The following is a 20,761-nucleotide window of genomic DNA, read 5'->3' as shown; positions in this document are numbered from 1 at the left end:
GAAAATACGACGGGATATTTGCTGGCGATGCCCGATGAATCCCGGATCATTACACTGATCGATCAATTAGGTGCGGCGCTCAAGGAGGCGGGTCTGCAGCGGAGTAGCTTCGGCGAGAAGTACTCGATCTATAGCTTCCGACATTTTTACGCAGTGAAGCCTTGCGCAACGGGATCGGTGTATTCGAAGTCGCCCGCAACATGGGTACGTCGGTCCAGATCATCCAAGTATTACGGCAAGCAGGCAATAGCCGCTGTCTTTGCAACGAGGTTGGGCGATTGACGATTTCGCTGAAGCTCCGACGTTCGACGTTTGTCCTCATAAACGCTTTGGGTACTGGCCTTCCAGCCTCAGTGGCTTAATTTTGAAAATCGCATTGGCCTAGTTTGGATTTAACGAAGATGAACGGATGCGTTCGTTCATCTTTATGAACAGCCGCCGCACACTTCTGCCGCGACCTGTACGCCGAAAGACTACGGTATGTTCATGTACCCTTTAGGGGTACCTCATCGGGGTATCCCGCCGAAGGAACCGATGTCCACTTTGTAACTTAGCGCGGTCGTCCGATAGCGAAGCATGAGCGCCGAGTTCAAGAACGAAGTCTTTTCCAGCTACAACCCCAATCCGGTTCGCTTGTGCGACTCCTGTGGGGAGAAGCCCGCCCTCGTGCGGACGATGCTGGACTCCCTCAGTGGCCGAACCGTCCGTATGTTCAAGTGCAAGTGCGGGCAGCAAACCTGGGCCGACAATAAGGAGTAAGGCCGCCTCAGTTGGGGCCTCTTTCATTCGATGAAGCGTTCGACGGGCGGCCTAATCCCTCGCAGACGTCCCCAGCAGACACCCTTAGAGCCGCCAATCCATTTGGGGTTTTCTCCCGGTGGCTTTCAGGGGGCATGAAGCCGGGAGACTCTGGAGTTGGGAAGTTCCAAAAGCAACGGCCTCAGCGCCCTATCGGGGTGGGCGCTGAGGCCGTTTTGATATGTCTGGGTCGTCTCACTCCAGACATGCGACCTCAACGCAAAGTCAGTGCCACTTGTTCCCGACATATTGATTACAGAGTCGGGTGGCGGACAGACAAATATGGGTCTGGGAAAATAGCCTCAGGGAGTTGCCAATCCAGGATGGTACTCGGCTTTTTGATTTCTTCGCCCCTCGAATTGCCCGGCCTTCGAGCCGGGCATTTTCGTTAGTGGCCTATTTCGCATCGGCGAGTGCCGGAACAATGCAGCGCCCCCGGCATAGTCACTTCATGGACGATTTAGACCAGCGCAAGGAAGAGGCCCTAGTCTATGTGTCGCTGAGCACAGCGACACTAATAATGTGCCTCGCTGTCGTGCTGGCGCTGTATTGAAGGCCGCCTCAGCTGAGGCGGCCTCTTCGGATAAGATATCGGCTAATCAGTGGTCCTGATAACTTAAGAGCCGTGGTGGTCCTGGAAACAAATCCAGTCGGTCGGCATTAGTCGAGAGTTCGCTCTCGATGCTTTGAAGGCGCTCGGCTTTCAGCCGAGTGCCGCTTCTAATAAATCCTGGGTAGGGTATGGCTTAAGCAAGAACCGTGTACCGAGTGGAATGTAGGGCGGATCATTCCCGGAAATCAGCACCACGTTGAGGCGAGGGAATTTGCGTTTAGCATACTCGGCCAGCTGAACGCCGGACATATCACCAGCTAGTTTCACGTCTGTCACCAACGCGATGAGCTCGGTACCTGTCGTTACTAAAACGAGTTCAGCGGCTTCGGCAGTGCTGCATTCAACCACTTCAAGCCCATGATCCCTAAAAAGATCGGCGAGTAACTCTCGATGGAAGGCATCATCCTCCACGATTAAAGCCACGAAGTTCGACATTCTCGCCTCCAGCTGTCGAGGCTAATCCTTCGTAATAGAATTTGTTCACCAAGCGAAATGGAGTTGTTTGAGGTATTGATTCAAGAAGAGCACCACGATGTGGGTGCATGGCGCTGGCAATTCACTAATCGGTGCCCTGCTTAATTTCGATTTGTGCAATCTCAGTGATCATAATTTCTAACCTTCCTCTTTGTCGAAACACTGGCGAACCTTGCGGACGACATGGCCCCTCTTCATGGACCTTGTTGAGCGAAGCGTTATCTCCACCACGGGAGTGCCATTCTCCTCAAACCCGACCATGTCTGCTCCGTTGTATGTTAAGCGGAGCGGGTCTAAGGATGTTGTTCTAATTGCTTACGCAGTGTTTCAGCGATGCGTTCAGGTGACGTGCCGGGCGGAAAGAAACCTACGTAACTCCCATCGACCCCCATCAGGTAGATGAAAGCCGTGTGATCGACAGTATAATCATCGCCTTTAGTAGACACCTTCTCGTAATAGACCTTGTAGACGTCGGCGGCCGCTCGGATTGCCGACGTGCCACCTGTTAGTCCAATTAATCGGGGATGAAACAGCGGCATGTACTCTTTAAGATGCTCAGCTGTATCTCGTTCAGGATCGACCGTAATGAACAGCGGCTGGACCTTATCCGCTGCTCGACCTAACTGGTCGAGGGCAAGCCCGATATTTTGCAAATCCGTAGGGCAAATGTCTGGGCAGTACGTGAAGCCAAAATAGATCAACAATAGTTTGCCTCGGAAATCCCCATCGGTTCGGCGCCTGCCGGTATGATCGATTAGGCTGAAGGGACCGCCCACAGGCTCGCGGCCCCACATAAGAAGATCCATGATTTCGGCAGCGGAGCGTTGTTGGGCGCCTACCGCAGGAAGCGGTAACGCCAAGAAAAGCATCAATGCAAAAGCGAAGGGTCTCACACGCCGAACGTTATGCGGCTGCCAGTCGTTGTGACCAGTACGTTGTTGGGCATTTGCACTCGGGCCTCTGCAACGAAATTAAGCCCACTGCAATGCATCGGGAGAAGTACATCGGGCTCCAGCTTCTTGATTTCACCAACCACCTGGGTCAGGTAATCCTTCGGTGCGGGGCCAAGGTGGAAGCCGCCAACTATCGCATGGACCTTAGTGACACCTGATACCTCTTGGGCCTGACGCACGGAATTGACGATGCCGACATGGCCGCAGGAGGAAATGACCACGAGCCCCTTATCTTTCACGTTGAAGCACGTGGCATGCTCATGAACATGCTCGTCTGGCACGATTTTTCCCTGCAGTTCGGCTGCTGTATAATGGCCGTAATCGCAACCAGCAGTTTCCTTCGTATAGTCGACCGATGAATTTGGCAGTACTCGTTCTATCGACGTTCGTTTGATCTTGCCTGTAGTGAAGGCGTGACCGGCAATAAGGGTCGGGCTTTCAGCCAGTACAGTTGTGACCTTCTTCGATGCGAGTTCACCACGATCGAGACGACCAAAATCGCCAAAGCCCTGTTGAGCATTGCCGCTAAGGCGGTGGCAAAAGTTGTCCTCCCCACCAGCGTAGAGCTTCAGCTCGGATGGCATTACATTGCGATGCTTATCTAACAAAGCAAGCAGTCCACCGAAATGATCGTAGTGACCGTGGCTTACGACTAGCGCATCAATTTTCGAAGGATCGACGCCAACCAAGTCCATGTTGTTGAGGAGCACCGCTGGAGTATATCCATAGTCCAGCATTACTGTGCGCTTTTCGGATCCACGTTCCGACTCAAGCCAGAGCGATAATCCCCACTCATTATGCAAGGAACGACGGTAATCGGACAAACGTGGTGGCGGAGAGACCTTTACTCCATTCGTCTCCGCAGGACGAAAGAAAAGATCGTAACTGGAGTCTACCAAGACACGTATTGCGAGCTTGTCTACCGTCGGCACTTCAATTGGCGCAGCGCTGGCAATTTCAAAGCATGAGAAGCTATTCGCTGCGGAAGCCGCTGCCAGTGCGGCCGACGTTCTCAAGAATTCACGGCGTCCCATCCTCATGGTATTCCCCTCCGCTGTTCTACGGCAGCTTAACGCCAGTGGAGGGGCCGTCAATCGAGCTCGACGAGCAATGTCGGGAAGGCTGCCTAGGCATTCGATCTCTTAGTGATTGAACGTGGTGGTGAGTAGAAGTACTTAGCCGAGGCCTGCCTGCTTCTATTAGCGTTCCCGTCCGACACCTCATCCAGGCGGTCGCTTAGATCCTTGCCGCTAGCGCATCTTCATGGACATACGCATCAGATCCGAGGGTCCAAACCCGGCTCTCTGAACTTCAGAACTAATTGGCCAGCTCGATCTCCGCCTTCAGGGCCGCAATCCGTCGCTCGGCTTCCTTTGACGTTAAGTTCGGCTGAAATAGCTTGGGCTGGTAGGCCTCGGCACTGAGGGTGCGCAAAGTAGCCAGCTGGCGTGGGCTCATCGGAGCATCGATCTGGTGTGGTAGGCGGGCCATGGAACTTCCCAAACATTTTGCGATTGTCCGCATTCTTCACTTGAAGTTTGTTCTTTCTTTGTTCACGTTAGCTCTTCAGTTGGCGAGGTGAAGCTATGGACAACCGCATTCTAGAAATTCGAAAGAAAATCAGAGCCTTAAGGGTGAGCATGCTTCAAGCGGAAGCCATTATGCATGATCAGATAAACCGGGATGAGGAATGCTCCGAGATCGCCGGAGAAATCATGGTGATGCGTGCTGCCATGAGCTTGCTCGTCGATGAGCGGGCTCGGCTGGGCGACCGGGAGCCCATCTTGGTCAATAGCATCTTCATACCCCGTCGCCCTATAGCATCTCCAAGACCAGTAGCTGCCCGTCGGCGAAGCGTCAGCTAGCGCTCCAGGAAAAACGTGTCCGATGAAATGGAGATACTGAAGCTTCGTGGCGAACTTCTCGAACTGGGTTCGACGGTTCGCCAGCTCAAGCACGCAAGCCTTGATGATGCCGCTGCGCAGCTGTTGCTGTTGCGGAAGCGGGCGGAGCTGGAATGTTGCGGAGAAGAAATGCCGTCCGAACACCTGAAGTGGTACGACGAAAAGGAGGATAATCCGCCTTGGATGAAGTCACTGTCAGAGACCCGCCGTCTCGCCACTCGGCAAGGCTGGTGTTACCAGCACGTCCAAGCGATCATCGTGGCGATTGACCAATACGCAGAAGCAGCCACGGGCAACCGGTCTTACTTCCTGGATAAACCGCAACGCATCGGCGGCAGTCGGAGGAACGGCGACGTCCCTTGAGCGTTGGGACTCGTGGGAGAAGTATGAGTAAACTGCCCGCCGTTGCTCAGCTTCGGCGGGCTTTGCGTGAGTAGCGTTTGTGTCAAAGCGTATTGAGATGCCGGGGTTCATTAAGCCCCAGCTTGCGACCTTGAAGGCTAAAGCGCCCAAGGGAGAACATTGGATTCACGAAATCAAATACGATGGATACCGAGTTCAACTTCATATCAACAGCGGCAGAAAGAAAGTCTACACCCGCAACGGGCTGGATTGGACCAAGCGCTTCTCTCTCATCGCTGGTGCCTTCGACATTCCCGGCCAAGCCATCATCGACGGCGAGGTGGTGGTCATCCATGAAGGCAGAACTAACTTTTCCGAACTCCAAGCTGAGTTAGCAGCCGGAGGGCAGGATCGGCTGGTCTTTTACGCCTTCGATCTTCTCTGGCGTGATGGTGACCTTCGCAAGGTTCCACAGATCGAACGCAAAGGAATGCTGGCGGATCTTCTCGGCGAGAACGATGTCGATATGCCGGTTCTTTATAGCGAACATCTGACAGGAGACGGTCAAGAGATGTTCGATCATGCCGCCAAACTAGGTTGGGAAGGGATTGTCTCCAAGAACGCCCAAGCGCCTTACCGATCGGAACGGACAGAAGCCTGGTTGAAAATCAAGACAGTGCAGAAGGGGAAGTTTCCCGTAGTGGGTTTCGTCAAGGACCCTACGGGTGTTGCGGCTCTATACCTTGGCAGGCAAGAAGGCAAAGAACTGGTCTACATGGGAAAAGTAGGGACGGGATGGTCCCGAACCGTATCCAGCCAAATCCGAAAGCAGCTCGATACAGTCGTCAGCCCGAAATCGAAACTAACGAAGTCGTTCAAGAACCCCAAGGCAACCTGGGTCGAACCGACATTCTCTGCCGACGTTGAGTATCGAGACATCACGTCGGAGGGCCTGCTGAGGCAGGGTTCGTTCAAAGGACTTTCCCGAAATGATAAACCGTAACTGTCCTATCTGCTTTGGTTTGGGTTGGGTGTGCGAAAACCATCCGCATTTGGCATGGACAGATGAAGGAAGGGGTTGTCAATGCGGCGCCGGCATGCGCTGCGAATGCAATCGTTCAGAACGGATAGATGCACGTGTCGAGATCGATGTGAGTAGTGTGCCCTCATAATCGGGAGGCACAGCCGGTTCGCCGCCTTGACCTTGGAGCCCTGTCCCAGCCGCAGCCTGGTCGAAAACTTCGGCTCCCATCCGAACCGCAAAGTTGCTCGATGTCCCGTCGGAGGTAAAAAGACTGCCGCGGTCTATAACTCACGGAGCTTCATAGTTCGTCTCGGCGAAGTCCTTGAAGCCGCAAACTCATGGTAGAGATTATCCAGGCAAGAGCTTATCGTGACGAGGGGATTCGCGGAGAGCGTTCGATGTTTGGTTGGTTCAACTCGGAAGCCCGTGAGCGGCGTAAGAAGGTAAGATTGGACCGCAAGCACCTTGAGGAGCGGGCCCGGCGTTTTCTGAAAAGCTATCTGGAAGCAGATGAAGCACGAAAGCATCAATTTTATCGTGCGGTCGAAGACGTAAGCAAAAATTGCCACCAGGGCGAAAGTCTATCCCGAACTGACATAGATGATGCTCGCATTGCGGAGAATACGTCACGAGCGGCGATTCAATTGGTTCTGGATCGCGCGGGCCGGTTACACCAAGACGAACGTGTTGATAACTTCGTCACTGATGCCTGCGCCACGGTGGCTATTGCTTACCAGCGTGCGACTGGGGTCTATGTGGAGGATAAGGAAATGCAGCAATTGGGGACCGCAGCCGTCCATCTTCTCACCATGGCCACGTCACATACGACTACGCACGAGGACTGATATGAAATAACCTTCTTGGCGGGTACTCGGTCTCCAACGCATTTTATATGCGGCGCCGCTCGCTTGCTTCGGGAGTTCCACCCGGTGACTTGAAGTCTCCGGATCTGCCAATTGTTGATGCGGGGCCGTTCTTGGCCTCCATCCGAAACTTTTCATTCAAGCCGAAGAATCCACACAATATCGCAATAACCAAACTGGCCATCATTACAAGCGCTCGCTTCCGGGTCATTGTCGGCCCCCGTACATCGGTAACGATGGCAGCCCTCCATCTGAACTTCCTAATCCAAACAAGTTCAGGAGCTCGCAAATTCTGACAGCTCATGCGAAGCCGAGCTTTGCTAGTAGCGCAAAGCATTCAACACCGTCCGTCTAAAATACCTTGCATTACCGATTGTTCCCGGGTTGGCGAGGCGATTCTGCCGCCGCCCTGGGAAGGCATAACATTTGTCCAGACTGCCTTCTGAAGCCTAGCCAAAGGCCCAGATTGCCACGTTTTCCCGGTTCGATCGGTTCCGAGCACGAGAGCCGCGAGATGGGAAATCGTCAAAATGATTTCCTATTCACTGCATTGCCGCAGTTCGCCCCACAAATCTCCACATCTAGCCCCTATGCGAGCGCCATCTCCCAACGGATGGATTTAATGCGACGCTATTTCGCCGCCGCCTTGTCTGCTGCCTTCGTTTTTATCGTGGATTTTGGTCAAGAAAGTTCCGACGCCCAGATGTGGGCAGGTTCGCTTGTCGGAGCTTCCAACATTCCAGAAGCACATCCAAAGGAGGTCACGGAACATGTAGGCGCTCCTATTAGCTCTACGTTTCCGGACCCTGCTTCGAAGCATTATGCTGTACCCATCGTCGACCCAAGCGACTATGACCGCTTCAACAGCGTCTCGTCTCGAGATGAAGCTACATCCCCGACAAGCCGACTGTGTGAAGCGATAAAAGATGCAGCAGAGGAAAGCGGGATTCCCGTTAGCTTTTTCGCACGCCTTCTGTGGCAGGAGAGTAGATTTCGCTCTGAAGTAGTGAGTTCTGCAGGAGCGAGAGGCATAGCACAGTTCATGCCCCAGACGGCTGCCGAAGAGGGGCTAAGCGATCCTTTGGACCCCTCCAGGCCATTCCGGCGTCGGCAAGATTCCTTCGTAAGCTTCATATTCGGTTTGGAAATCTTGGGCTCGCTGCGGCGGCTTACAATGCGGGAGGCGGTAGAATCGAGAAATGGCTGTCACGCCGTGGGCCGCTGCCTCAGGAAACACGTGCTTACGTGAAAATTATCACAGGCAACAAAGCAGAAGATTGGATAACAGAGTCAAAGATAGTCTCTGTACCAACAGACCTGCCACGACTAGCGCCATGTGGTGGAGTCGGTGGGCTATCGAAGTCTAAGCGCGACCAGGTTGCTGAAATCCCCGTCAAACTCACCTCTTCCGTTAGCGAGATGCTGCGGAAGGCTGATGCAGATGAGGTGGAAGCGAGACTAAGCGCAGCCCGAGCCGCTTCAAGATTAACTGCGAGGCGTCCCACGCCGTCTCATATGGCAGAAGCCAAGTCGAGAAAATTGAAAGTAGTTCATTTGGCCTCTCGCCATAAGTCCCAATCCACCAAAAAGCCAGTTGTCCGGTTGGCATCAGCATCTGGCCGCTAAGCTTCGAAGAGATGGCGGCCTCGGAACCAATCGAGCAATGGTATCTTATAAAAACGACCTCTCCATTGCTCTTTTCTTGACTGGTAATCGGAAGTGCCATTTGGACGCTATTTGCTCGGAGTCGGAAGCGCATTGATAGCGCTTCTTTTTATTGCAGACCTCTATCTTCCTCCTCGTACATCGTCATTTGGACGGGAAGGTCGGATTGACAAGTCGATTATAAGGATAACGTCCAGTCATAAGTGGCCCGAAAAGGTCGTGTATGACACCAGCCTGCCAACGATCGTGCCCCAGCCCGCCGTCGCTATAGCAGAGCCTCCACGTTCTTCCCCAAATGCTCACAACTCTTTTGCCGAATTGGTTACGGTCCAGCCTGCCTCGAAACGCAATGTGCGTTCTAAGCGGAAAGTCGCCCGGCGAGCAGCCGGACCTCGGATTGCATATCGAGCACCGCTCTTGGAGACTTGGCCTTCAGAACAATGGTGAGTGCACGGAACCAAGGTTCCGGTCGCCGCATTGTGGCTTCAATGACATTCACTGATCCAAAGGGCGCACCATGAGATTGCTCGCCGTTATGCTTGTCGGAGCGTCGCTATCACTTGCTGCGTGTGGAAAAGACCCCGGCCCCAAGGGCGACCCGGGACCACAAGGACCGGCGGGCCCTCAAGGCGCACAGGGGATTCAGGGTGTGGCAGGCACCCAAGGTCAGACGGGCGCTCAGGGTCCTCAAGGGCCGCAAGGCGCTCCGGGTGAAAAGGGGGAGAAAGGCGAAAAGGGGGACAAAGGCGAAAAGGGCGATAAAGGCGATCCCGGCAAGGGAGACAAAGGTGATCGGGGAGAAAAGGGCGAAAAAGGTGATCCAGGTACCTCAGTTCGACTCGTCCAACTTGATGGCCAAGTGGCGTGCGAATCCACTGAGGTTTTGGTGTCAGTTTTCTGTCCCAATGGTGGTGCCCCCGACGGAGCCAAATGCCCGTCGTCACCCACGGTTGGCCTCTGTTTCAAAAAGCCATGAGCACCGTTTTAAAACTGGGTGCCGAGACACTGGGCCAAAAGGCAGCTCGGTCCAATTCGGAAGCCTCGTGGTGGACACCGCACGTAATGCGCTATCTGTTAGCTTCAGCTTTTTCGATTTGCATAATCTTGCCAGTTATAGCTGGCGGTCTTGATGCGCAAAGCGTCAATAGCGCAGAGTTCACGTCCAAAGTGAACAAGGACAAAGCCGACCCGACTGTTGTTAAGGCCACTATTCTTTTAGATCGAGCCAAATTCTCGCCTGGCGAGATCGACGGAAAGCTTGGCGACAATGCGAAAAAGGCTCTAAACGCCTTCGCCCAAGCAAATGGATTGCCGACCGGTCAGTCTTTGACACCCGAGCTTTGGACAAAACTTGTCGCAACAAGCGAAGACCCAGTAATCACGCAATATAAAATCACCGAGAGCGATACCAAGGGTCCATTCCTAAAACGTCTACCTACGAAATTGGAAGACATGAAGAATATCAAGGCCCTCAATTACACTAGCCCCCGGGAGGCTATCGCAGAGCGCTTTCATATGAGCGAAAGCTTACTGGTGTCGCTGAATCCTGGGAAGCATTTCGACAAAGTGGGGGAGACCATTTCGGTGGCGAACGTTTTGGACCGGGTGTCTAAACCCAACATCGGTCGAATCGAAGTCTACAAATCGCTGCAGTCGGTCAAAGCCTTCGACGATCAAGGAGTGCTCGTCGCATTCTTTCCGGCTTCCATTGGTAGCGACGAGAAACCGACACCCGCTGGAACGCTCAAAATAACTTCAACCGACGCCAATCCGACTTATCGCTATAATCCCAATTACAAATTCAAAGGCGTTAAATCAAAGGAGCCCTTCACGATTGAGCCGGGACCAAACAATCCTGTCGGGACGCATTGGATCGGTCTCTCTGCGGAAGGCTTTGGCATTCACGGCACGCCCAACCCTAGCAAGATAAGTAAATCCGAATCGCACGGTTGCGTCCGCTTAACCAATTGGGATGCGGCTTGGCTCGGCAAGATCGTCAAGAAAGGAACGCCGGTCGAGTTCATCGATGGCGACGCTCGGAAGAGCTAGCCGGTTGAGCCCTTTCTGATTTCGCCTAAGAAAAGCCGGGCCATGGGCCGGGCTCCATCGTTTCCGCTAGAGCTGTTGTTGGCTTTGACTAGCAACTAACGCATTAGCGGGATGAGTATGATCAACGGAATGGGAATTCCGACCAACCAAAGAAAGAATTCCTTCAGCTGGGCTTCGCCTTTGACTTTGGAGGTTTCGAATTTTCCTTCGACGAGTCTGTCTTAATGACACTCAACTCACCGTTAGCTTCCAAACAAGCCTCTCGAACCTCGGCGAGTTCTGAAATTCCTTGCAGGCGCAACTGACCCCGTAGTTCTTCTTCGGTTATAAACTCCTGGCGCATATTGCGACGATTCATCTTGCCATGTTTTATGAGCGCAAGTGGCGGGGGAGATAAAAGCCGCTCAAAAACTTTGAAGCGGTAGCTGATCCAATTCAGAAACAGATTCCAGAACACGAGAACCAGAACGATTCCCTCGGAAATCGACTTGTATTCTTTAGAGAATCCGTTCTGTGCGGCATCGGCTATTACGACGATAACGAGAATGTCGGCAATCCCGATGGTTGAGGTCTGACGCACCATCACAAACCGTAAAATGATGAAAAGCGATAGGTACATGACTGTGCCCCGCAACATCATCTCCGCAACCGAATGAGTCGGAATTATTAGCTCGGCCCATTCGATTAGGAGTAGTTTGTCCACGGGGTCCTCGTAGTAGCAATGTTTCAACAGAGAAGAGCATAGTCCGTCGTCACTCGTGCGCACTGTCCTTTGCCGGCTATATATGACGTTGCGATGGTAAGCAGGTGCACAGCCGCAGTCCCTAGCTTTTGCATGTCATCATCAACCGTGTAGGCGGCGGAGGCACGGCGATATGCAATGGCTACCGTGGCGTAAGCATCAGTGATCAACTGCGCTAGTTGGTCGTTGTCTGCGATTGCTCGATGCTCACGCATCCTAACGACCTTGAGGGCAACATCGGCAGAGGCTTGTGCGAGCCGCACGCCCTCTAGCTTCGGGTCAGACATATCTGGCTGGCACCCTGCAGAAGCTCCAGCGACCAGTTCGTATATTGCAGCTTTCGATGGGCCATCCGCAGACAGGTAGTTTTTCAACAGGCGTCGAGCCCTGGCCTCAAGGTGCTTGCGATCCTGCTGGATCGTCTCTCGCTGCCTATTTGGCTTGAACCAACTAAACACCGTTGTCTCTATTGCACGGTTCGAGGGACGTTCGAGAGTCGACGCAGCTAGCTCTACAAAGTTCCCAATTGTGCCCGGTGATCAAGCGTCCAGCCTTTTTGGCTCTGCATCACCCTTTTCCGGCTCGACCTTCTTTCTGACGGCTGTAGATCGGCTTCTGCGACTATCCCGTCCAACAAGCAGGAGCCCAACATGTCGACCCCAATCCTTAAGTCGTTTACCTTCGTGCCTCAGCCCAAAGTCAGCAACGATCCCGTCGTCATCAAGCGGGAGCGCATCGTCTCTCGGCTTGAAGACCAGAAGGCGCTCCTGGCCGACCCCACATTCGTACGACGAGTGAAGCGATGGGAGCACAAGGAGGGCGGCGAGAAGGTGCTGATCGAGAAGCCTATCCGCACCTCAAAATGGTGGCAGACCGATCCGAACGGCGGTTACGTGATGACCGTGAAAGTCGGATCGAAGCGCATCGAGTTCGAGAAGGGCAAGGCGGCCATCGCTGTGGGTACGCTGGAGAAGCTGCCGGGCGTGATCGATGCGTTGATCAAGGCCGTGCGAGGTGGCGAGCTTGACGAGCAGTTGAAGCAATCTAGCAAATTCGGAAGGCCGATACCTTCACGTAAGGTGGCGTAGGAAAACGGCTGCCGGCAACGGCGACCCACCGAGAACGTCGGCAGCCATTGATCCACTAATCCTTACGGCTTTCGTCAAGGAATGCTTGAACCGCCTCAAAGAGCTTGAGGCGGTTCTTTTCCATGATGATGGTGTGCGTTCCCTCAGCTAAGGCGACGTACCGCTTCCCAGGGGAATTCACCAGGAGAGGAAAGAGCGTTTGAGCCATATATGGCGGCGTATCCCTATCCCACTCGCCATGGACGAGAAGGGTCGGTACCGTTATTTTGGCGGGGTCATAATACGGTTTTCCCACACCGAAGAACTGCTGGCCGTCCTGAACGACTCCATTTGGAGCACGAAGCACTGGCGGATTGGCCGCAGCGCCGACTGGGTCGGTTGCAAATGTCGCATCAGCCCATGCCTCAAACCAGCCGGTGGGTACCAGAGAATCCTTTTTGTCCGCAGGAACTCCGGTGTACCAGCGCTCCTTGGATTGCTCTCTCGTCACTGTTCGGTATGCGCCAAGCTTACCGGGACCACCTTGTACAAGTGATGCGGTTTGTCGAATCCAAGCAGGTGCATACAGGACCAGACGGTCGACTTTCGATGCATTCGCAGTGGTGTAGGTAGCCATTAGGGTCGTACCCCAAGACCAACCGAGCAGGTTCAACCGGGGAATGTTACGACGCTGCAAGATGTAATCGACGGCGGTTCCGATGTCTTTGACAGCTGTTTCCCCGGTCACAATGGGCCCGTTGGCGTCAGGTTTATCGGCCATTTCTGGCGGGCGGGTTGACTTACCATATCCTCTCACATCCAGCAGCCAAACATCGTAGCCACGAGAAGCGATGTATTCCATCCACGACAGGCCATCTAGTTTCAGATCGAATGCAGTTTCGGAGGGGTAAGTAGCTCCGTGTACATACAGGACAGTCTGCTCTGGCCTGAACGTCGCCATATCCGCCGGTCGCTTATTTCGAACATAAATTTCGATTCCGGGGTCAACTGTTTTGACCATCGCTTCTTCTGTGACCAGCTTAGGCGACTGAGCGAATGCCGAGGTGCTTAACAAAACTGCTGCCGCAAGACCGATTAAACGATACCCTTGAGTCATGTACCCCTCCGGTGTCCTGGGTCTAAAGCTCAGGTGGAGTGAAGCTTAGGCCAGTCTCCCCGTATGGCAAGAGCACTTGTTAGCTTTATTCGGTTGTGAGCCAAGGCCGCCAATAATAACCCTGATGTTGGATCGAAGCGCATCGAATTCGAGAAGGGCAAGCCGTCGATTGCCCGCTGTGGGAACGATGGAAAAAGCAGCCGGGCGTTATTTAATGCGTTGATCAAAGGTCCGGGCTAGCGGATTCTCGACCCATTGAAGTCGGCGAAGGGGGGCCTGTCCCTGGTGAGCGTTAGATTGAAGCGAGGGAAGCGATTTCTTTTGCCTATTGGCGCCGCAGTCGCTTCGGTTGTTAATTATTTAGTTGTGCCCGGTACCGTGTGAAAAACCTCGATATTCGGTCACGTTCCTCAATCCGTGGCAACTCGAACGGCATATCGAGAAATTCTTGCAGCCCGCTCTGGTCTCGGAACTTATTCCCATATTCCAAACAAAAGAAGATTGCTCTTCGAGCAAGTTGCTCTACTTGGTAGGCGATAACGTGAGCCTCCCGTGTGTCACCGCTCCCTGAATGCACTGAAGCATTCCGGCGATGGCGGAGATGGTTTGCGACTTGCCGAATCTCTTCGGGATTTGGAAAGATCCGTATGATCCTATCAATCAACAAGTCGTAGTTATCTGTGCCGGCGATTCTTTCGAGCGACCGCCAAGTGCCAAGCAATAGCTCGTCATGCAAATGAGCGTCCGTTCCTCGACAATACTTCACCAACGCATCCGATATCATCGCCTCCAGAGGATTAGCGTTCAACTTTTTCCACCACTTCCTTAACTCTCTGCCATAGTCCTTTGGGTCTTCGAATTTTGCTGAAGGAGCCTCATGCATCCATTGCGGTACAAACCAAAACGTCTCAGTCGCAAGACTTCCATCAGTCCTGTGCAAAGTATGAAAAGGCCCTAACCGGACTGAATTGACAGCGTGAGGAGAAGAAAATGTGGCAAATGGATTCAGCTGATGTTGAAAATTCATCATGCAGTTCAGCAGGCCACGGAATCGATCGATAGCGTAAATCCCTGCCTCGAATGCACTAAGGACATCCCGAGCAGATACAAACGCAAGAAGTGGGTTAAGATTATCGTCACCTGGAATTTTTCTATGGTGCCGCTTTGATGAGAGACTTTGCCGTGCGGCGACTGCATTTCTTAGGAATGGGCCTTCCTTTGGCTGCCAGACGATCCTGCTCTTTCCGTCACCTAGGCTGTCGATCAATTTCGGACCACTGTAGGTCACTGTCGTGTAGAGAACGAATTCAGAGTCCAGGGTAGTAGATAGTGCGAGGTAGGTCTGCTCGCATCGAGCTAAGAAGTTATCAGGGTCGTTGAGGTTTAAAGAAGCGTCCGACAATGCCGCCACAATCGAACGTCGCCTGTCGAGATCGGAGATATCTTTAGATCGGATGGCCGACCGAAGCACTGCGAGCCAGTAATCATATTCCTGAGCCGGTGAAAATGAGCATCGATCGTCGTTTACTTTGCGGGTGGCAGCGATCTTACTTAGTATTAGATTTCGGCTGTAGCCTCTGACCCAGCTAAACTTATCGCCCATCTGACTACCATCCGAAAAGCCGGTTGTGTCTTACCGCTTAAGTTGTAGTATCATTCTCTTCGGATCGCTATGCGAAATTGGATAGAGGCATATGAGTTGGGGTTTTGAAGAAGGCAAAGTTTACAATCGACGATCGGATATTCATTCCAAATTCGGCGGCCAGCAGCAAGGCGGCATTATAACGCCGGTGCAGCATCCCTTGGTGATCATTGTCACCGGAGAAGAGGGACTGTCGCACGGGTACGCCGATCGAACACGAGCGGATGGCGTATTCGAGTATTTCGGCGAAGGCCAAGTCGGCGATATGACACTGCAACGGGGCAACTTGGCAATTGCGTCTCATTCCGCGGAGGGAAAGAGTCTGCTTCTCTTCCGAAAAACGAATGAGGGGCTGCGCTTTGCAACTGAGATGGTCTATGAGACGCACCATCTCGAAAGAGCGCCCGATCGAGAAGGTAACGAGCGATCTGCCATAGTGTTCGAGCTAAGGCCGCTGACCGCCGTGGTCGAAAAGACGGAAGATGGCGTCGCTACAGTCAATTTGGCTGAGTCACTTGAGGAACTCAGAGCGCTCGCAAAGGCGGCCGTAATTGTTGGGCACCAAGACGTCACAACGGTCGTACGAAATGTGTATCAGCGAAGCCAAGATGTACGCAACTATGTGCTAGCTCGTGCGCTTGGCAATTGCGAGGGATGTGGGTCACCGGCTCCCTTCAGTCGGAAAGATGGTAGTCCTTATCTCGAGCCGCATCATATTCGACGGGTAAGTGATGGCGGTCCTGATGACCCGGCTTTTGTGATCGCCTTGTGTCCAAACTGCCATCGACATGTGCATGCCGGCGCTGATGGAGACATTTACAATTCGTCTCTTTTGGATCGAATGGTGACCATCGAGCCTCGCTGAGATGGCAACAATTGATCAAACAATGATCAACGGTCATCCAGGGATACGAAACCGACTCTGATCAGGAAATCGTTCGTATGCTTCTACAATCTATAGAGATTGCAAATTATCGGGGGTTTGGGAGTTCTCAGGAAGTTGAGTTTGCAGACCCAGCGAACGGCTCAGGGCTGACGGTACTTGTCGGACCGAACAACAGTGGTAAGTCGACTGTCTTGAAAACAATTCGGCATCTTGTTTCTGACGATGACGTCTTTGTTGCCGGATCCGATGATAGAAGGGCCCAGGCTCTTAAGATCACGCTGAAGGGTAAAAACGACAAAGATTTCGAAATCGGCGTGAGTGGCAGGGGTTCTGCTGCTCGCCTGAAGAAGGAAGGAAAATGGGCCTTCGGGATTGGCAACGATATCATCTATGTGCCAGCACGGCGCCCTTGGAACGACCGATTTCATGCGCATCAATTCGGCGAGGATCACAAAAAGCAGCACGAAACTGGCTTCTACAACAATCTGCGCCAACAAGAATTCTATGTTGATGCGGCTTTTGGTGCCTCGATGGCACTAATTGAAATAACGGCGTCATCAAAGAGGGAATTTACGCAGCTCTTGACTAAATTCGAGCCTACTATTGAAGATTGGACCATCGATAACCGAGATCAGGATTTTATCTCCTATAAGAGCGTTTCGGGCGCCTCCCATAGAATTGGATTGGTGGGAGACGGTGTCTCGAATATTTTCCGTCTGGCTTATGCTCTCTACGATTTCAAGCGGGGAAGCATCTTATTGCTCGATGAGCCCGAGCTTTCACTCCATCCACAAGCGCAGAGGCGATTGTATGAAGAATTGCGCAAGCTGGCAAAGACTGGACAGATTGTTATAAGTACCCACTCGCCTCACTTCGTCTCTTGGCAAGATATTCAGTCAGGTGCGAAAGTTTACAGGGCTAATCTCGTCAAGCACGACGGTACACAGCTAACCACCCTGTCACGGGAGACGATCAGGGATATTGGAAAGGTAGCCGACGAGAAGAAGAACCGAAAGCTGTACGATGTCGTCGCTAGAGAAGTGTTTTTCTCCCGAGGGACACTCTTCGTTGAAGGGCAGGAAGATGCTCACATAATAGCCAATTACGTGCAGGAGAATACTCTACCAGACATCGAGATTTTCGGTTACGGCGCTGGGGGTGCATCTCTTATTGGCGGATGGCTTCGTTTGGCACGTCAACTGGGCATCAGGGCAGCCGCTATATTCGACGGCGATCCAGAAGGAGTACTGGCCTTCAAAAAGTGCAGCTTGGAATTCCTTGATGACGAACAGGTGTGGTTGCGTAAACTGCCAACTCCCGACATCAGGGATAAGCTCGATAACGGCGTGGAGGGCATCTTTGATGAGCGCTGGCAAATCAAGGAACAATATATGGCCGAATGGAATGCGTTGCTGAGTGAGTGTGAAGCGTTTCTAAGATCGTAGCTCCGTTCTGCTCCTGACGCTCTAGGGATGCCGTCTCAGAATAGTAGGCAGTAACGCAAAACGGGTCGAACTTTTCAGAGGCGAGCACCACCCACAATCGCCTATCGGCGATACTCGCTTCGCTCGTTACCTTGCTATTGGAATGTATAGGTCAATCCGATAGGACCATTGGGACCAATATTGTAACGGGGTTTTCGATTACCTTCGGCTCCGAGCGATACTTCCAACCGATGTAAGCGGCTTCGCCGCTGCGAAGCTCTTGTTGGCCTTCGTGTACCTCGATAGGCGAAGCATTCGTGGTGTGCCAGCAATGGCCACCGTCGCCATAATCACCATCGTTGGCATCAATACCAAATTCTCCACCAACGATCGCCTGGCGGCGATACTCGCTGCGCTCGTCCATCTGGTGTAGGTTAGATTTCGATTATGGCATGGGCCAAACCGTATATTAAGACCAACATCACCACCCGAAAGCGGCGTAGCCGCTGCGAAGCTCTTAGTGGCCTTGGTCTACTTCGATGGACCGAAACAACCGTGGTGTTACCAATGTCCATCACCACCATCGTTACCGTCATCATTACATCTACACGTCGCCTGCGGCGACACTTCGTTACCTTATTAGTGAACCACCAAACTCTCCTTCCGCTCACACTTCAGCCGAGCAGGCCAAAGTGATTCGAAGAGACCTTCGACACACGCCAATCTGAATCGCCATTGCTGGTACGGGGCGGTTGAGCGATCTCCCGTTTACGTTCAGTTCTCAACGCTAGGTCTGTAGAGCCAATTGGCCGACATCTACATCCTTGAGGGTCGCAGTGTTGCGTTGCCCTCATCGTGCAAACGGAATGATTTACCGTTCGCTTGTGACTCGTCCACCTCGATTTTGATTGACACCCTAACTGAATTTCTGCGGCGTGTGCCTAGCTCGACAGGTTTGGTATCCAAGGCTGTTGTGGGACAGTCTGCCTATTTATGCAGTGCGTCAGCGGAATGGACGTGCTGACCAACAAAAAGTCTAACTGCCGCAAGAAACCCACACCGTTCCAAATGGAACGCCCACCACTCAGCCGCTACGTCTAATGGCATTTCGATCAATTCGATTGTTTGGCCAGCGACGTTACCATCATCATCAAGCCATCCACATTTTCACCGGTGAAATCTGGATCGCAACCAACGCACTGCCCCTGTACAAGCCCGGCAGCCCACGACGAAGCCCGACGATGCGTTCAAATATTTGGGGCGCTGCGAAACACTGCGAAACAACAGAACGCACAGACGAGGCTCGTAGAGCTGGGGAGGTTGTTGAGGCAGGAAAGCACAGCAGAAAAGGCTGCCTGATTGACAAATGATTGACACGCAAATTTCAAGGCAGCAAAGCTACTGATGACGCTCCGGAAATTCACTTGCCGTGAGCGTTCAAGCATTGTCACGGCAAATACGGCTGAGCTGCTTGTCGTCGTGCGCTGACGGCACCTCTATCGTCGTCCCGGCGAAGGCCGGGACCCATAATCACGAATGTTGGTTATGGATGGGACCAAAGCCCCACTAATTTCGCGCAACATTGAGATCGGTGGCTATGGGTCCCGGCCTTCGCCGGGACGACAGCGATTTACTTCACCGCCCCGAAGCGGCTCTCGAACGAGTTCGACGAGACGATCGGCGCCGATCCGGCGACCTGCGCGGGAGCCGCCGCGGCGGCTGGAGCCGCGGTATCGGTCACCGACGGTTTCAGCGGCGGCCGGGCTGCGGCTTGCTTGGGTTCGGCCTTCGGCGCTGACGCCTTCGGTACCGCAGCCTCTGCGCGCGGCGCTGGCTCGGACCGCTTGGCTTCAGTAACCTTCGGCTTCGCCGGCGCGGGCGGCGGTGTGCTCGAGGTGCTCGCGGTCGCATCGCCGCCGCCAATGCCTACCTTGCGGGCCAGGCTGGAGAACCATCCGTCGGATTGGGTGGCCGGCACGGCGTTCGCGACCCGTGTCGGGGCCGGGGTCGAGGCTGTCGGTCCGGCCGTTGGCGCGCTGGCGACGGCAGCAAGCTTCGGCTCCTGCGGCGCGCCGAGCAGGAGATTGTCGGAAGGCGCGCGCGGCGGGTTGACGTGGGAGGGGATGGTGCCGGGGGCGCGGGCCAGCGAGAGCGCCGCCAGTCCCTGGCTGTCGCCGCCTTCCGAGAGCCCGGTGCTGGCTTCGGGAACGCGCGCGGCGAAGATCTTGTGCATGCCGCCGTCGATGCCGGTGTTGAGCCGCGCGACCGGCGTACCCTTCGAGATCAGCTTGGCGGTTTCAGCGGCCTCGGCCTGCTGCCTCTCGCGCACGGCGTCGGCGACTTCATCTGATATCGCGTAGGCCGGGCATTTTCCCGACGCGTCGAACGCCGGGTCGCGCGTGGCGTTGGGCGCCCTGATGGCGTCGAACACGTATTTCTTCTCGCAGAAATCGACCTTCGGCTCGTGCTTCGTCACCTCGAAATGATCGTAGCCCTGCTTGATCATTCGCCAGAACGGCATGTTCGGATTGTTGCGATGCTTCGCCATATTGATTGGCGTCATCTTGAACGGATAGGCCTGCAGCTGGAACGACTTCTGGCCACCGAAGAAGGATTCGCGGCCCAGCGAATAGATTTCCGCGATCTGCTCGTCGGTCATCGCGTAGCAGCCGCGCGAGGAGCAATCGCCATGCACCATCAGCTGTGATCCGGTGCGGCCGAGTGCCTTGTCGAACGCGTTGGGATAGCCGGTGTTGAACGACAGATAATAGGCCGACTGCGGATTCATCTGCGCCGGCGAGATCGAGTAGAAGCCTTCCGGCGCCTGACGGTCGCCCTCTTTGACCTTCGGTCCGAGATCGCCCGACCAGCGGCAGATCGGATAGGTCTTGAGCAGCGCGAAACGCCCGGCGCGATCCTGCTTCCAGATTTCGAGTTCGGCTTCCTGCTTGAAGATCCGGACCAGAATCGGCGAGTTCAGGTCCATGTCCTTTTCGACCATGGCCTGGATCAGTTTCGGCGGCACCGGCTGGTTGGCCTTGGCGTTGTTGGCCAGCGAAATCTCGTCGCTGTTGCAGCCAGTCAGCAAAACGCCGGCCGCGAGGGCAGCCGACGTGACGAGCGCGCGTACCAGCGAGCGATAAATCAAAAGCTAAGCTCCACACCCATCGGGCGATTTTCGCACCCCAACCACAGCGT

17 protein-coding genes and 1 pseudogene are annotated in these 20,761 nt (G+C 53.9%); 9 read left to right on the top strand and 9 right to left on the bottom strand.

What is annotated here, in order from left to right; genetic code table 11:
- The coding region (locus tag JQ575_RS31480) for a hypothetical protein (protein WP_212037059.1) at window positions 1-282 on the top strand (282 nt) is incomplete at its 5' end.
- 1,219 nt (window positions 283-1,501) lie between these two features.
- Here the strand turns inward: JQ575_RS31480 and JQ575_RS31475 are convergent.
- The 4 genes from JQ575_RS31475 to JQ575_RS31460 form a co-directional block, all read right to left on the bottom strand.
- Complete coding sequence (locus tag JQ575_RS31475) at window positions 1,502-1,846, bottom strand: response regulator (RefSeq protein WP_212037058.1); 345 nt, start codon at window positions 1,844-1,846, stop codon at window positions 1,502-1,504.
- A 332-nt stretch (window positions 1,847-2,178) separates the two neighbouring features.
- Window positions 2,179-2,754, bottom strand: a complete 576-nt coding sequence (locus JQ575_RS31470) for an SCO family protein (protein ID WP_249167022.1) — start codon at window positions 2,752-2,754, stop codon at window positions 2,179-2,181.
- A 20-nt stretch (window positions 2,755-2,774) separates the two neighbouring features.
- Window positions 2,775-3,872 (bottom strand): MBL fold metallo-hydrolase, encoded by a 1,098-nt coding sequence (locus tag JQ575_RS31465; protein ID WP_212037057.1) that lies wholly within the window; start codon window positions 3,870-3,872, stop codon window positions 2,775-2,777.
- A gap of 283 nt (window positions 3,873-4,155) precedes the next feature.
- Window positions 4,156-4,329 (bottom strand): DUF3072 domain-containing protein, encoded by a 174-nt coding sequence (locus JQ575_RS31460; protein ID WP_249167014.1) that lies wholly within the window; start codon window positions 4,327-4,329, stop codon window positions 4,156-4,158.
- A gap of 389 nt (window positions 4,330-4,718) precedes the next feature.
- On the opposite strand from JQ575_RS31460, the gene JQ575_RS46220 reads away from it, so the two are divergent.
- The 5 genes and pseudogenes from JQ575_RS46220 (at window position 4,719) to JQ575_RS31430 (ending at window position 10,685) form a co-directional block, all read left to right on the top strand.
- On the top strand, window positions 4,719-5,105 hold the full coding sequence (locus JQ575_RS46220; protein WP_312016056.1) for a hypothetical protein: 387 nt from the start codon (window positions 4,719-4,721) through the stop codon (window positions 5,103-5,105).
- 97 nt (window positions 5,106-5,202) lie between these two features.
- A complete protein-coding gene (gene ligD, locus JQ575_RS31450; RefSeq protein ID WP_212037067.1) occupies window positions 5,203-6,087 on the top strand; it encodes a non-homologous end-joining DNA ligase in 885 nt (294 codons plus the stop codon).
- 359 nt (window positions 6,088-6,446) lie between these two features.
- Window positions 6,447-6,953: a hypothetical protein gene (locus tag JQ575_RS31445; RefSeq protein WP_212037056.1), complete on the top strand. Its 507-nt coding sequence runs from the start codon at window positions 6,447-6,449 to the stop codon at window positions 6,951-6,953.
- 532 nt (window positions 6,954-7,485) lie between these two features.
- Window positions 7,486-8,597, top strand: a pseudogene (locus tag JQ575_RS31440) (lytic transglycosylase domain-containing protein).
- Window positions 8,598-9,698: 1,101 nt separating this feature from the next.
- A complete protein-coding gene (locus JQ575_RS31430; RefSeq protein ID WP_212037066.1) occupies window positions 9,699-10,685 on the top strand; it encodes a L,D-transpeptidase in 987 nt (328 codons plus the stop codon).
- 163 nt (window positions 10,686-10,848) lie between these two features.
- On the opposite strand, the gene JQ575_RS31425 is transcribed toward JQ575_RS31430, so the two are convergent.
- Window positions 10,849-11,388 (bottom strand): YetF domain-containing protein, encoded by a 540-nt coding sequence (locus JQ575_RS31425; RefSeq protein ID WP_312016055.1) that lies wholly within the window; start codon window positions 11,386-11,388, stop codon window positions 10,849-10,851.
- A 689-nt stretch (window positions 11,389-12,077) separates the two neighbouring features.
- Here JQ575_RS31425 and JQ575_RS31420 point away from each other — a divergent pair.
- On the top strand, window positions 12,078-12,515 hold the full coding sequence (locus JQ575_RS31420) for a DUF6641 family protein (protein ID WP_249167012.1): 438 nt from the start codon (window positions 12,078-12,080) through the stop codon (window positions 12,513-12,515).
- Window positions 12,516-12,570: 55 nt separating this feature from the next.
- Here the strand turns inward: JQ575_RS31420 and JQ575_RS31415 are convergent, their stop codons facing one another.
- The gene (locus tag JQ575_RS31415) at window positions 12,571-13,611 is read right to left on the bottom strand and encodes an alpha/beta hydrolase (RefSeq protein WP_212037054.1); all 1,041 of its coding nucleotides are present in this window, start codon (window positions 13,609-13,611) and stop codon (window positions 12,571-12,573) included.
- 352 nt (window positions 13,612-13,963) lie between these two features.
- The gene (locus JQ575_RS31410; RefSeq protein ID WP_212037053.1) at window positions 13,964-15,214 is read right to left on the bottom strand and encodes a hypothetical protein; all 1,251 of its coding nucleotides are present in this window, start codon (window positions 15,212-15,214) and stop codon (window positions 13,964-13,966) included.
- 91 nt (window positions 15,215-15,305) lie between these two features.
- Here JQ575_RS31410 and JQ575_RS31405 point away from each other — a divergent pair, with 91 nt between their 5' ends.
- Together JQ575_RS31405 and JQ575_RS31400 are read left to right on the top strand one after the other, a co-directional pair.
- A complete protein-coding gene (locus tag JQ575_RS31405; RefSeq protein ID WP_212037052.1) occupies window positions 15,306-16,118 on the top strand; it encodes an HNH endonuclease in 813 nt (270 codons plus the stop codon).
- Between the two features lie 77 nt (window positions 16,119-16,195).
- Window positions 16,196-17,584 carry an ATP-dependent endonuclease gene (locus JQ575_RS31400; protein WP_212037051.1) on the top strand — a complete coding sequence of 463 codons (1,389 nt, stop codon included), beginning with the start codon at window positions 16,196-16,198 and terminating at the stop codon, window positions 17,582-17,584.
- A 151-nt stretch (window positions 17,585-17,735) separates the two neighbouring features.
- On the opposite strand, the gene JQ575_RS31395 is transcribed toward JQ575_RS31400, so the two are convergent.
- Together JQ575_RS31395 and JQ575_RS31390 are read right to left on the bottom strand one after the other, a co-directional pair.
- On the bottom strand, window positions 17,736-17,987 hold the full coding sequence (locus JQ575_RS31395) for a hypothetical protein (RefSeq protein ID WP_212037050.1): 252 nt from the start codon (window positions 17,985-17,987) through the stop codon (window positions 17,736-17,738).
- Window positions 17,988-19,193: 1,206 nt separating this feature from the next.
- A complete protein-coding gene (locus JQ575_RS31390) occupies window positions 19,194-20,711 on the bottom strand; it encodes a L,D-transpeptidase family protein (protein WP_212037049.1) in 1,518 nt (505 codons plus the stop codon).
- Between the last annotated feature and the right edge of the window lie 50 nt (window positions 20,712-20,761).

It is taken from the genome of Bradyrhizobium sp. JYMT SZCCT0428 (assembly GCF_018131075.1).
In the GTDB taxonomy this organism is placed as follows: domain Bacteria; phylum Pseudomonadota; class Alphaproteobacteria; order Rhizobiales; family Xanthobacteraceae; genus Bradyrhizobium.
The sequence above is the reverse complement of the archived record's forward strand: the minus strand, read 5'-3'. Positions and strand labels throughout refer to the sequence as shown.